At 61.7% G+C, this 11,883-nt stretch carries 13 protein-coding genes; 4 read left to right on the top strand and 9 right to left on the bottom strand.

Features of this window, described 5'->3' with window-relative positions; translation table 11 throughout:
• Positions 1–5 precede the first annotated feature (5 nt).
• Both GOB90_RS12190 and fliI read right to left on the bottom strand, forming a co-directional pair.
• Entirely contained in the window at positions 6–434 is a 429-nt protein-coding gene (locus GOB90_RS12190; protein WP_146892732.1) for a flagellar FliJ family protein, read from the bottom strand.
• Between the two features lie 61 nt (positions 435–495).
• Positions 496–1,893, bottom strand: a complete 1,398-nt coding sequence (gene fliI, locus GOB90_RS12185; protein ID WP_146892734.1) for a flagellar protein export ATPase FliI — start codon at positions 1,891–1,893, stop codon at positions 496–498.
• A 168-nt stretch (positions 1,894–2,061) separates the two neighbouring features.
• Here fliI and ctrA point away from each other — a divergent pair, with 168 nt between their 5' ends.
• Positions 2,062–2,820: a response regulator transcription factor CtrA gene (ctrA, locus tag GOB90_RS12180; protein WP_146892736.1), complete on the top strand. Its 759-nt coding sequence runs from the start codon at positions 2,062–2,064 to the stop codon at positions 2,818–2,820.
• 3 nt (positions 2,821–2,823) lie between these two features.
• On the opposite strand, the gene thiD is transcribed toward ctrA, so the two are convergent.
• The 6 genes from thiD to GOB90_RS12150 form a co-directional block, all read right to left on the bottom strand.
• Positions 2,824–3,639: a bifunctional hydroxymethylpyrimidine kinase/phosphomethylpyrimidine kinase gene (gene thiD / locus GOB90_RS12175; protein ID WP_146892754.1), complete on the bottom strand. Its 816-nt coding sequence runs from the start codon at positions 3,637–3,639 to the stop codon at positions 2,824–2,826.
• Positions 3,640–3,643: 4 nt separating this feature from the next.
• Entirely contained in the window at positions 3,644–5,002 is a 1,359-nt protein-coding gene (glmM, locus tag GOB90_RS12170) for a phosphoglucosamine mutase (protein ID WP_146892738.1), read from the bottom strand.
• A 175-nt stretch (positions 5,003–5,177) separates the two neighbouring features.
• Entirely contained in the window at positions 5,178–6,611 is a 1,434-nt protein-coding gene (gene pyk / locus GOB90_RS12165; protein ID WP_146892740.1) for a pyruvate kinase, read from the bottom strand.
• Between the two features lie 217 nt (positions 6,612–6,828).
• Complete coding sequence (locus tag GOB90_RS12160; RefSeq protein ID WP_146892742.1) at positions 6,829–7,839, bottom strand: SH3 domain-containing protein; 1,011 nt, start codon at positions 7,837–7,839, stop codon at positions 6,829–6,831.
• 77 nt (positions 7,840–7,916) lie between these two features.
• Complete coding sequence (locus tag GOB90_RS12155) at positions 7,917–8,306, bottom strand: DsrE family protein (protein ID WP_261766042.1); 390 nt, start codon at positions 8,304–8,306, stop codon at positions 7,917–7,919.
• Positions 8,303–9,082 carry a HesA/MoeB/ThiF family protein gene (locus GOB90_RS12150; RefSeq protein WP_146892746.1) on the bottom strand — a complete coding sequence of 260 codons (780 nt, stop codon included), beginning with the start codon at positions 9,080–9,082 and terminating at the stop codon, positions 8,303–8,305. The genes GOB90_RS12155 and GOB90_RS12150 overlap by 4 nt, the downstream gene beginning before the upstream one ends.
• Positions 9,083–9,234: 152 nt before the next feature.
• Between GOB90_RS12150 and GOB90_RS12145 the strand changes: the two genes are divergently transcribed.
• Positions 9,235–9,852, top strand: a complete 618-nt coding sequence (locus GOB90_RS12145) for a DUF2939 domain-containing protein (RefSeq protein ID WP_146892748.1) — start codon at positions 9,235–9,237, stop codon at positions 9,850–9,852.
• A 59-nt stretch (positions 9,853–9,911) separates the two neighbouring features.
• On the opposite strand, the gene GOB90_RS12140 is transcribed toward GOB90_RS12145, so the two are convergent.
• On the bottom strand, positions 9,912–10,139 hold the full coding sequence (locus GOB90_RS12140; protein ID WP_146892750.1) for a DUF3126 family protein: 228 nt from the start codon (positions 10,137–10,139) through the stop codon (positions 9,912–9,914).
• 332 nt (positions 10,140–10,471) lie between these two features.
• Between GOB90_RS12140 and GOB90_RS12135 the strand changes: the two genes are divergently transcribed.
• Positions 10,472–11,140, top strand: a complete 669-nt coding sequence (locus GOB90_RS12135) for a hypothetical protein (protein ID WP_173572076.1) — start codon at positions 10,472–10,474, stop codon at positions 11,138–11,140.
• A 156-nt stretch (positions 11,141–11,296) separates the two neighbouring features.
• On the top strand, positions 11,297–11,860 hold the full coding sequence (locus tag GOB90_RS12130; RefSeq protein ID WP_146892463.1) for a DsbA family protein: 564 nt from the start codon (positions 11,297–11,299) through the stop codon (positions 11,858–11,860).
• The last annotated feature ends 23 nt before the right edge of the window (positions 11,861–11,883 follow it).

Below are 11,883 nucleotides of genomic sequence, written 5' to 3'. Positions count from 1 at the left end.
GAGGGTTATTCGGCGTCGTAAGAGCGGCGGGCGGACAGGTCGTCGAGCGTATTCTGTTCTTTTTTGTCCTGGCGTGCCTGCTCTTCCTTTGCGCGACTTTCCGCCAGCTTCTCCGCGACTTCCAGGGCGGCCCGGGCCATATTGACGCGGGTGCGCGAAGACTGAACCCCGGCGGCTGCGTCCTGCTCCTGCTTTCTGGCTCGCTCGAGAGCGGCTCTCCCGATCGGCAGCCAGCGGGAATAGGTCTCGACTGTCCGATCATCGGCTGAGAGATCGAGCGCGATATCACGTTCTTTGACCATATTCTGCTCGGCGTTCTTTATGGCGTTGGCAGCAGTCATGGCCTGTGCCAGCGCCTCGGAGAGCAGTCGTTTTGCTTCGTCGAGTTCCTGACGTCTGAGACGAAGAAGCGAGTCGAGCGGGGATCTGGCCATGGATATCTGTCCTGTCAGGAAATTATGCGGGTTGGCGGCCGGGGGGCGATCACAAGACAGATCATCCGGCGGCGCCTTCTTCCGGAATCGGGGTTTCCGCGAGCGCGTCTCTGAGCGCGGCAAAACAGTCCGGGAGCCGGGCACATTCATGTTTGCCCTGCGAGAGAATCTGCTCGATGGCCGGCCGAAGCTGAATGGCTTCATCGACATCCGGATCGGCGCCGGGCTTGTACGCACCCAGACGGATCATGTCCGCCATCTCGGCGTAGACGGCGAGGATGGCCCGGGCTCGTTGTGTCAGGGCATTTTCATCCGCTGAATTGCAGCCGGGCACAGTGCGCGACAGGGATCGGAGGACATCGATCGCCGGGTAGCGGCCGCTCTCCGCGATCCGTCGGTCCATGACGATGTGACCGTCGAGAATGCCGCGCACGGCATCGGCGATCGGCTCGTTCTGATCGTCACCTTCGACAAGAACGGAAAAGAGCGCGGAAATCTGGCCGGCCGTCCCGTCCGGCTGCACGATACCCGGGCCTGCGCGTTCGAGCAGTCTCGGCAGTTCGGCAAACACCGAGGGTGGATAACCCCGCGTGGCGGGTGGTTCGCCCATGGAAAGGCCGATTTCGCGCAGGGCCTGGCAGAAGCGGGTGACGCTGTCCATAAGAAGAAGAGTCGATTTTCCCGCGTCGCTGAAATATTCGGCAACCGTCAGCGCGGCGTAGGCAGCTTCACGTCGCATCAGCGGCGGAGAGTCGGATGTCGCGACCACCACAACCGAGCGCGCCAGCCCTTCCGGTCCAAGATCGTCCTCGACGAACTCTCTGACTTCGCGGCCACGTTCGCCGACCAGTGAGATAACGGCGACATCGCAGGCGGTATTGCGCGCCAGCATCGACATCAGCGTTGATTTTCCCACGCCGGAACCGGCGAACAATCCGAGTCTCTGCCCTTCCCGGCAGGTGGTGAACAGATTCATGGTCCGGACGCCGAGATCGATCCGTGGCCCGAGCCGGGCGCGGAGGGTCGCCTCCGGAGGTGAGGCGCGCACCGGGCGGGCGATGTCGCCCGGTGGCAGCGGCCCTTTTCCGTCGATCGGGCGTCCGAGAGGATCAATGATCCGTCCCACCCAGGCATCGGAAACCCGGAGTGTGCCGCCGGGCTTTGGTGCTTTCGGACTGATAAAGAGCGGAAACCGTGCTTCGCTTCCGCTTCCGATTCCATCGAGGCTGCCGAACGCCATCGCGCGCGCTGTCACGCCGGAAAACCCGATGATTTCCGCCGGGATCTCTGTCCGGTCGCGCCGGAGCAGTGTGATCCGGTCTCCGACGGAGGCGAGTCCGCCCAGGCCGGAAACGGTCACGGCAAGCCCCGAGACTCCGGTTATGCGTGCGGACGCGGTTGCGGCTGGAATACCCGCGCAGGTTGCGGAGAAACGGTCGAGGAGCTCTGATCTTGTCATATAGCCGGGTTTTTCCGGGATATGGTGAGAATAGTGTCAAAAATCATACGTTTTCCGTTTCATTAACGAGTGTAGAAATTCTTTATACACGCTTTACGTGAAATTTCCGTAGACGCATACAACCTCTGGTGGTAACTAATGGTCAACAACGAACCGGGAGTTACTCAGATGCGTGTTCTGCTCGTCGAAGATGATACGGTCGCGGTGAACGATGTCACCCAGATCATGAAGGGCGCCGGATTTACTGTTGATCATGTCAGCAGCGGCGAAGAGGCAGTCGAGATGCTTCGTCATTACGATTATGATCTCGCCGTGCTGGAGCTGATGCTTCCGGATATTGAAGGATATGAGGTTGTCCGCCGCGTCCGTGCGGCACGCGTTGCGACCCCGATTGTTGTCCTCTCCGGGCTCACCCGGCCGCAGGCTAAGGTAAAAGCCTTCTCGGTCGGCGCTGACGATTATCTCACGAAGCCGTTCGATCCCGAGGAACTGATTGCCCGCATGCAGGCTATCCTGCGCCGTTCCAAAGGATTCAGTGAACCAACCCTGCGTGTTGGCCCGCTTCAGCTGAGTCTCGACAGCCGCGAGGTGACGGTTAACGATGCCCCGGTTCATCTGACGGGCAAGGAATATGCAATTCTTGAGCTGCTCGTGCTGCGCAAGGGAATGGTCCTGACGAAGGATGCGTTTCTGAACCATCTATATGGTGGCATGGATGAACCGGAGATGAAGATCATCGACGTTTTCATCTGCAAGCTGCGCAAAAAACTGCAGACTGTTGGGGCGGGAAACCTGATCACCACCGTCTGGGGCCGTGGCTACATGCTCCGCGAGCAGATGCAGCGCACGGATGTGGCTGCGATGGATGTTCCGGTCGAAGCGGCGCCTGTCGCGGTTCGGCTCAGCCAGCCGCAGGTTGCGGCCTGAGACTCACGATACACGCGGCCCGTTCCGGTCAGGCGCGATCATCACGCCATGATCGACGGGGCCGGCTCCCGCTCCCAGTTCCGGTGCCGCCGCAATGGCGGCTCTGAGATAAAGGCGGGCTTCCATAACGGCATCCCGCAAAGAGCGTCCCTGAGCCAGGAGAGTCGCTGTCGCGCTGGCCAGCGTGCAACCGGTACCATGAGTATGTCGGGTCTGAATTCGCTCAGCGGTAAAGGTCTCAATGCCGTCCGGTGTTACGAGAACATCGGTCAGACGGTTTCCGGGCAGATGCCCGCCCTTCAGCAGGACAGCCGGCGCCCCTTTTTCGCGCAGCGCTTGCGCAGCCGCGATCATATCGTCCTCGCCTGAAATCGGGCGGTCCAGCAGCGTTTCGGCTTCGGGTATGTTTGGCGTGAGAAGCGTGCAGAGCGGAATAAGTCGGGCGGTCAGGATTGCGAGTGCATCCTTTTGCAAAAGCGAAGCGCCCCCTTTTGCGACCATGACGGGGTCCAGCACAAACGGCATGTTCCGGTAGCGGGAGATCTCCTCCGCGACAACCGCGATGTTCTGCGCCTGTCCCAGCATGCCGGTCTTGAACGCATCGGTTCCGATGTCATCAAGAACGCATCGGATCTGTTTTCGCAGGAATTCAGGTGGAATATCCAGCACGCCGAAAACACCAAGCGTATTCTGCGCGGTTACGGCGGTAATCGCCGTGGTTGCAAATCCGCCCAGCGCCGTGACGGTCTTTATGTCCGCCTGAATCCCGGCGCCCCCGCCGGAATCGCTGCCTGCGATGCTCAGAATCCGGGCGCGCACCGGATCAGGCCGGTTCGTACACAGCCCGGATGGCCGCGCACATGTCGTCAACCGCGTTTTCGACTGTATCGGGGTCCTCGGCTTCAACCATGACGCGCACCAGCGGTTCGGTGCCGCTTTCCCGCAAGACGAGTCGTCCGCTTTTTCCGAGACGCGCTTCGATCTGCGCCCGGGCTGCTTTGACCTGAGGCAGCTGCAGAGGGCTGGGGCCGGAGAAGCGGATATTCCGGAGCATTTGCGGGAACGGCGAAAACACGCGGCAGACTTCACTGGCCGGCCTGCCGTCTTCGATCAGCACGGCCAGAACCTGCAATGCCGCGAGCAGGCCATCCCCGGTGGTTGCGAAATCCGACAGCACCAGATGCCCGGACTGCTCTCCGCCGAGATTCGCTCCGTTTTCCCGCATCCTCTCGACAACATACCGGTCACCGACAGAGGTACGTTCCAGTTTGAGGTCGAGTGAGGCGAGAAAACGCTCCAGACCCATATTGGACATGACCGTCGTCACAATTGAAGTCGTCGCGAGGCGGCCGCTTGCGGCCCATGACCGGGCGATCAGGCCGATGATCTGGTCGCCGTCGATCAGATTGCCTCTCTCATCGGCGAGCAGCATGCGGTCGGCATCGCCATCGAGGGCAATTCCGAGATGGGCGCCGTGTGCGACGACGGCCCGGCAGAGCGCCTCCGGATGAGTTGATCCGCAGTTTTCGTTAATATTCACGCCGTCAGGCTCGCAGCCAAGTCTGATGACATCGGCGCCGAGTTCCCACAACGCCGTCGGCGCGACGCGATAGGCCGCGCCATTCGCGCAGTCGATGACGATTTTCAGTCCGTCCAGACGGCAGCCGCGCGGAAAAGAGGCCTTGGCGTGTTCCACATATCGTCCGGCCGCGTCGTTCAGGCGCGTCGCCCGGCCGATCTCGGCGGGAGCTGCGAGGCGGCCCGACAGGTCGGCCATCATCATGGCTTCGATCGCGGCTTCTTCCTGATCGGAGAGTTTGAAACCGTCGGGTCCGAAGAGTTTGATTCCGTTATCGCTGAACGGATTATGAGACGCGGAAATCATCACGCCGAGATCGGCCCGGAGCGACCGTGTCAGCATCGCAATCGCCGGTGTGGGCATCGGTCCGACCAGGGTCACATCCATACCTGCCGACAGAAAGCCGGCCACGAGCGCACACTCGATCATATAGCCGGACAGTCGCGTATCCTTGCCGACCAGGACGCGATGCCGGTGATGGCCGCGCATGAAGTGGAGGCCCGCGGCCTGTCCGAGTTTTTGCGCGACTTCGACGGTCATGGGGTGGGTATTGGCTGTCCCGCGTATGCCGTCGGTCCCGAAAAACTGTCGTGTCGTGCTCATGTCGCGCCCGATGATTGTTGGCGCACGAAGGCGAAGGGGGTCTCCGCACGCTGTGCTTGTTACACCCTCATACCCTGCGGGCGTCCTGCGTTCCAGAGCCGGAGTTCTCACGAATGGCTGGTCGTCAGGACGCCCCGGGGTTCCTCTCCGATGTCCTCCCGGGAAGAAAGCGGGGTCAGGCTTCCGGGAGGCGTGCTACCCGCAATGTATTTGTCGAGCCGCTGACACCGAACGGCATGCCCGCCGTGATGACGATCGTGTCGCCGGGTTGTGTCCTGCCGCTCTGCCTGGCGACGTCGATGGCTGTCGAAACCATGGTTTCGGTGTTCTGAACGGGTCGGGAAGGATCGGCGACGAAAGCCTGCACGCCCCATACCAGGGTCAGGCGCCGCGCCGTTATCTCTGTGGGCGTCACACCGAGGATGGGAGAAAAAGGCCGTTCCCGGGCCACGCGCAGGGCGGTCGGCCCGGCATGGGTATAGGCGACGATGGCGCTGGCGCCCAGTGTTCCGGCGATATGTTCGGCGGCGCCCGCGATTGCATCGGCGACGTAATGCTCGGGCTCCAGGCGCCCCGCCTTCATCATCGCCTGCCAGCCTGAATCGGCTTCCACGCGTTCGACGATCCGGTTCATGATGGCGACGGCCTCGCGCGGGTATTTGCCTGCCGCCGATTCCGCCGACAGCATGACCGCATCCGCGCCGTCAAACACGGCCGTCGCCACATCGGAGGCTTCGGCCCGTGTGGGTGTCGGCGCCGTGATCATGCTTTCCAGCATCTGTGTCGCCACGATGACCGGCTTGCCCAGCTTCCGCGCCAGGCGGGTGATGCGTTTTTGCGCCAGCGGCACGGTCTCCGGCGGGAGTTCCACGCCGAGATCACCGCGCGCGACCATGACGGCGTCGGTGACTTCCAGAATCTCCTCCAGATTGTCCATCGCCTGGGGTTTTTCCAGTTTCGCCACGATCCAGGCGCGTCCGTTCGTCAGGGTGCGGGCTTCAATCACGTCTTCCGGCCGCTGGACAAACGATAGCGCGACGAAATCCACGCCCATATTCAGCGCGAAATCGAGATCGTCGCGGTCTTTCTGGGTGAGGGCGGGGATTGGCAGCACCAGATCCGGGACATTGACGCCCTTATGGTTGCTGAGGGGGCCGCCGACGACGACTTCGGTTTCAAGGAAATCCTTACCGATCGCTGTCACGCAAAGTTTCAGCTTGCCGTCATCCAGCAGGAGGATACTGCCGGGCTGCGCAACGGATATGATCTCATGGTGAGGCAGATTAACGCGGGTGATGTCGCCTGGCGCATCGTCGAGATCGAGCCGGAACTTGCTGCCGGTCTCCAGTATGACCCGGCCATCGGCAAACCGGCCCACACGCAGTTTGGGACCCTGAACATCGGCGAGAATCCCGAGCGGACGGCCGATCTCTTTTTCGACCTGACGCACGATACGATGGCGGGCCGCGTGGTCATCATGAGTCCCGTGGGAGAAATTAAAGCGAAACACGTCCGCCCCGGCGCGGGCGAGATCGCGGATCGTCTCAGCGTCCGAAGAGGCCGGACCCAGAGTGGCAACGATTTTTGTTCGGCAATGCGCGGCTACCATTACATGCTTTCCCCAAGGAGCACCGGATAAAGCAGAGCCCGTCCCCGCACGTAAACCCGGCCCGGCCCACACTTCCGGACAGTGTGAATCGTGCCGCGTTTTTCTCCTGTGACGAACAGTTTCACCCGGTGAGATGGTCCTGCCTCAGCAGGACCGACAGTCTGTCGAACGCATTGTATGCCGGAGTGTTTCCCGCCGCGTAATCCACATCTTCGTGTCAGGAGGGCGGGTAGGCTTCATCGGCGGAAAGACCCCAGATCGCGCTGCGTCTGAGCCAGCCATCATACTGACGCACCGAGACCCTGCACCAGGCGGAGCCGGACGCGCAGGTTTTGAGCGTGCCCACCGTGCCGGGCGCCAGCACGGCCACGGGTGAGGCATCGTTATCTCCCGATGCTCTCAGGATGACGGCGCCGGAAATGTCGGCTGCGTCCGCAACCGTTCTGACATGGCCGAGAATCCGGGATTCGGTGTGTCTGGCCGCCTGTTGTTCCGGCTCTGCGGCGGCCTGCGGCTTATCTTCCGCTGGCGCCTGCTGTGCCGGTGCGGCAGGCGCGGGTCCTGCCGGCGAGGGGATCACGAAGTCCCGGGCGCCGGCCAGGGTGGCCTGATGCACCCATCCTTTGACGCCGTCGGAATCCTCGACCAGGCGCCACACATCGAATTCGCGTTCGATCTGAACCGGCAGGCCACGACGATGGTAAACCCACTGGATCGGGTACCGGTCGCCCGGTCCCGCGCGCATATTGACCTTATCGGCCCGCAGGGAAGCAAAGCGCGGCAGCGGCAGCCCGGTGTTGGTGCCTTTCGGAACGTCGGGCTGACCGTTTGCGCCGTTCTGCGTGGCATCCGGCGCGTTTGCCGGCTCGCCATCCTCGGGAAGCGGCGTCGTGACCGGTGCTCCGGGCGTCGGCCCGGTGTGGTGGACATGTTTCGGTGTGTGGGGCTTGTGATGCGGCTTTTCCGCATGCCCGGCGGATTTTTTTGTCCCGGCATGTGTTTTAGCCGCGGTTGCGCCGGTGGTGCTTCCGTGATGATGCGGCGCGGCCTTGCCGGACGATGCGGTTCCGGAGCCGGCCTTCTCCTGCGCTTTATGGTGATGGTGGTGATGCGGAGACGCGTCCGGCGTTGCGGTTGTCGTTGCCGCAAGCGCAGAGTCTGCGAGTGACACGGAGGCAGGCGCGGCAAACAGAACTGCGGCCGCGTACAGGGAGCGGGAAGCGATCATGCGCGCATCCGTGCCGCGTTCTGCGCCCGGCGGCAAGACGGTTCGTGTATTCCCTGGGGTCATGACGCCCGGAACCGTCAGAAAGTCACGATCTGATGGTCCGCCGAGAGGTCAAGAAAGGTTGGCAGCCCGACGACGCGCACCCCGGGAAGCAGGTCTTGCGGCTGGGCGCCCGTTCTGCGCAGCCCCGATTCGCAGGCCAGCAGGGGTGCCTCCATTGCCACAAGCGCATCGCGCAGGGTGAACAGAGACGCGACGCCTCTTTCCGCCAGCCCGGCATTTCTTTCCGCGAACATGAGCGACGGGGCCTCCTGACAAAGTGCCAGAACGCCGGGGCCGGTCGCAAAAACGACAACCGGGCGATCGAGCGCGAGGGCGGCCGCTGCCAGCATGAACCCAGCGTGCAGGCGATCGAAATCATCGCTGCACAGCATCAGGGCGAGGCCCGGGCGATGAGGGTGGGTCACGGACTCGGCTCCGGCGGAAGATGTCCGCAGACCGGGCATGTCGGGTCGCGCGCGATGGCGATCGTGGTGAAGCGGGTTGCGAGTGCGTCCCACAGCAGGAGCCGTCCGGCCAGGGTCTCGCCCAGCCCGAGAATTTCCTTCAGGGCTTCCGTTGCCTGAAGGGTTCCGAGCACGCCGGTCACAACACCGAATATCCCGGCATCGCCGCAGGAGGGCGCATCCGCGACGCTTTTGCTTCGGGGGAACAGACATTCATAGCAGGGGCCGCCCAGGTGGGGCCGGAAGGTTGAAAGCTGCCCGTCGAACCGCGTCACGGCCGCCGAGACAAGTGTTCGTTGCGCCTGCACGCAGGTAGCGTTCACCAGATAACGAGTCTCGAAATTATCACTTCCGTCACAGACGAGGTCGTAGCCGCGCACAAGGGACGCGGCGTTGCCGGTGTCCAGACGTCTGTCGTGCGTCTCGATCACGATTTCCGGATTGAGGGCGGACAATGTTTCTCTCGCCGAATCAACTTTCAGGGAGCCGACGCGTTCCGTGGTATGAAGAATCTGTCGCTGGAGATTGGACAGTTCAATCCGGTCGTGATCGACAAGTCCTATCCGGCCCACGCCCGCCGCTGCGAGATATTGCGCGACGGGCGAGCCGAGCCCGCCGGCGCCGATGATCAGAACCGAAGCGTTTCTCAGGCGTAACTGCCCTGTTCCTCCGACTTCCGGCAGGAGAATGTGGCGGGAATAGCGCTGGATTTCAGCTTCCGTGAAGTCAGGGGACACGGTGATCTCCGGTCTGCGGGGTCTGGAGCGAAAGAACACGATGTGGTGCGATGGAAATCACATTTTCGTGATTGACGTGCGAATCAGTGAAGCCGTAAATGCATAACTGTGTTGCATGTGGTATCACATTCAGGACACAAACAGGGTTCATCATGTATTTCGCACCGGCCACCTCCACATCTGACGCATGGGCCTGCCCCGCCAGAAAGCGGGCACGGCGGGTCTGTATCGCAGCTTTCATGATGTCGCTTGGGTTGTACGCCGCGTCTCCGTTCGTGACGTTATGGACGATCGCATCTTCTGTTTCGAACCGGGACATGACGGCGCTTGGGCAGACGATTAACTGGTCATCTCTGGATGCGTCTCTGAAAGAGCAGGTTCTGGACGGGCTGCACCTCGGTCCGGCGGCGGATGCTGTTGAAGAGCTGCCGGAATTCGGGTCATCCTTTGCGACAAACGTTGTGTCGAATGCGGTTGATCTGACGGTGAATCAGCGAAATCTCGGGCATGTGGTTGACGAGGCGATGGCGTCCGCGCCCGGTGCGAACGATAACAGGGAAGTTCTGTCGGCTCTGACGCATGCCGTTGTCAGGTTCACCAGCGCGAATCTGTTCGAGGCGCAGGTTGCGCTTCCCGGTCATGAAAATGAAACGCCGCTGCGCGTGCAGCTACGGATCGAAGGGTGGCGCTGGAAGCTGACCCGGGTCGATTTTCCGGTGCCTGCCAGTCATCCTGTGATGGAGGCTTCCATCACTCAGCGCCATGCCTGACCGGTTTACCCCGGCAGCATGCGGATTAGTCCGCCTCCCGCGCGGGAGGCGGACTTTTTTTATGCTTTGGCCGGAAGGTCTTCTTCCAGCAGGACGATGTTGAGGTTGTAGGACACCTCGCCTTCATCATCATCGCGGTGCAGCGTGCCGATGACTTCGCCATTGACCGCAAGTTCCACGGACAGACCCGGGCGGGGCGGGGGATTTACGGTGAGGCCCTGTGAGCCGAGAAGGCGGCGCAGGCAGACCTGCAGGCGGGCAATTTCGCCGGGTGAAATCGTGCTCATTGAATAAGTACTCCGGGGACTTGGCAGGGGCACTGACATTCAGTTGCCGGAGCTATCCGGCTGACCCCGCATCATGGATGCTGGCGCACCCGAAAGGGTGCATGGCTCTGGCTAATAGGCATTGCCGGGCGTCGTCGCAACTCTTTCGGGTGCCGGGAAAGGACACGGTTTTCTGAGGGGCGCGTCTGTGCGGTTTGCAGAAAAATGAAACTGCTGCATTGACAGGGGCCGGTCGGCTTGTCTTGTTCCGGTAAGAAATCGATGATGTACAGGCCTGTGCATTGAGGCGACCCTGAAGGTTGTCTCCCCTGAAGTCTGGTTACGGAGAAGATATGTCCCGGGTTGCGTCGCGTGTGGTGCTGATGAGTGCCGTGTTGAGTCTGAGTGCATGCGGTTATTTTGATTCACGCACTGCGCATAAAGCGCAGCTGGCTATGATCGGGATGACGTCAAATGATTTGCAGGCCTGTGCCGGAGCGCCGGACAAGGTCACGACGCTGAACGCCACGACGCAGCTTTATCAATATGCCTATAAGCCGAGTTCGACCGGAGCTTTTTCGGTTAATCCGTTCGGGCTCGGAGCGGTCAGCGTTACCGGGAATGGCAGTGCCTGTACCGCGATCATGCGTCTCGACCATAATCAGGTGACGGAAGTTCATTACACCGGCGACAATGACAAGATGATCGGTAACGATGGCGTCTGCACGCCGCTGATCCGTGGTTGTATGCGCCAGCCGGAATCGACGATGCGCAATGTCAATGGCGGTCCTTTCGGGCCGGTGTCGGCTTTCGGTTCGCCTTCGATCCCGGCGCAGAGTCAGAGTGCGGTGTGGAGCGGCCCGGCTGCGGTGCTGCCCGCCACATCCACGCCTGGCACGGCAGGGGCGCCTGCGGCGGCGGCTGCCGGAACGGCCGCGACCAGCGCCGCGACGACCGCCGGAACCGCTACCGGGACCGCGATCATAAATCGCACGGCCACGACGTCTGGCGCGGCTCAGTAAAGACTGACAGCTTTCGCGGCGTCCGGGCGGCAGAGGCCCGGACGCCGTGGTGCCTCCGGACCCCGGATGTCGCGCGATCCCGAGGGCAGACGCAGTATTTTCGAAATCTCCTGATTGCTGTTAGCCTTCCGTAAAGCAACGGGAAGATCAGCGCACATGCCCCAGTCACCATCTCCGTTTCATGCCGACCCGCTTGTCTGGGGTCAGGGTCCGACAGTCTTCGAGGCCTTTCTTGAGCCGACCTGTCCGTTTTCGGTCAGGGCATTCAATAAGCTCGATGATCTGCTGCAGCAGGCAGGCAGCGATAAGCTCACCATCAAAATCCGGATGCAGTCACAGCCCTGGCATCTGTTTTCCGGCATTATCGTGCGCTGCATTCTGGCGGCTTCCACGCTGGAAGGCGGCAGGGAGACCGCGAAGAAAGTGATGGCGGCTGTCGGAGCGCATCGCGAGGAATTCGAGTTCGTCAGCCATTGCGCCGGCCCTAATATGGACGCCACACCGAATGACATTATCGCCCGGCTTGAAACATATAGTGGTGTCGCGCTCGCGCGTGCCTTTGCAGTGCCGGAGCTTCAGGCGGTCATTAAATGGCACTGCAAATATTCACGGCAAAATGGCATCCACGTATCACCGACGTTCATGGTCGATGGTCTGATCGCCCCGGCGATCAGCAGCGGTGATTCCGTCGAAGACTGGATCGGGAAAATTTTCGGCTGAGAGCGTGGAGTGCGGCGACACGA

This window comes from Acetobacter oeni (genome assembly GCF_011516825.1).
GTDB lineage: Bacteria > Pseudomonadota > Alphaproteobacteria > Acetobacterales > Acetobacteraceae > Acetobacter > Acetobacter oeni.
This window is presented reverse-complemented; position numbering and strand designations above follow the sequence as displayed.

Coding starts and splice junctions, on each gene's coding strand:
- glmM (WP_146892738.1), bottom strand. CDS start 5,002: ATGAGCACGACACGACAGTTTTTCGGGACCGACGGCATACGCGGGACA.
- GOB90_RS12135 (WP_173572076.1), top strand. CDS start 10,472: ATGTCCCGGGTTGCGTCGCGTGTGGTGCTGATGAGTGCCGTGTTGAGT.
- pyk (WP_146892740.1), bottom strand. CDS start 6,611: ATGGTAGCCGCGCATTGCCGAACAAAAATCGTTGCCACTCTGGGTCCG.
- GOB90_RS12130 (WP_146892463.1), top strand. CDS start 11,297: ATGCCCCAGTCACCATCTCCGTTTCATGCCGACCCGCTTGTCTGGGGT.
- ctrA (WP_146892736.1), top strand. CDS start 2,062: ATGCGTGTTCTGCTCGTCGAAGATGATACGGTCGCGGTGAACGATGTC.
- fliI (WP_146892734.1), bottom strand. CDS start 1,893: ATGACAAGATCAGAGCTCCTCGACCGTTTCTCCGCAACCTGCGCGGGT.
- GOB90_RS12190 (WP_146892732.1), bottom strand. CDS start 434: ATGGCCAGATCCCCGCTCGACTCGCTTCTTCGTCTCAGACGTCAGGAA.
- GOB90_RS12145 (WP_146892748.1), top strand. CDS start 9,235: ATGTATTTCGCACCGGCCACCTCCACATCTGACGCATGGGCCTGCCCC.
- GOB90_RS12140 (WP_146892750.1), bottom strand. CDS start 10,139: ATGAGCACGATTTCACCCGGCGAAATTGCCCGCCTGCAGGTCTGCCTG.
- GOB90_RS12160 (WP_146892742.1), bottom strand. CDS start 7,839: ATGATCGCTTCCCGCTCCCTGTACGCGGCCGCAGTTCTGTTTGCCGCG.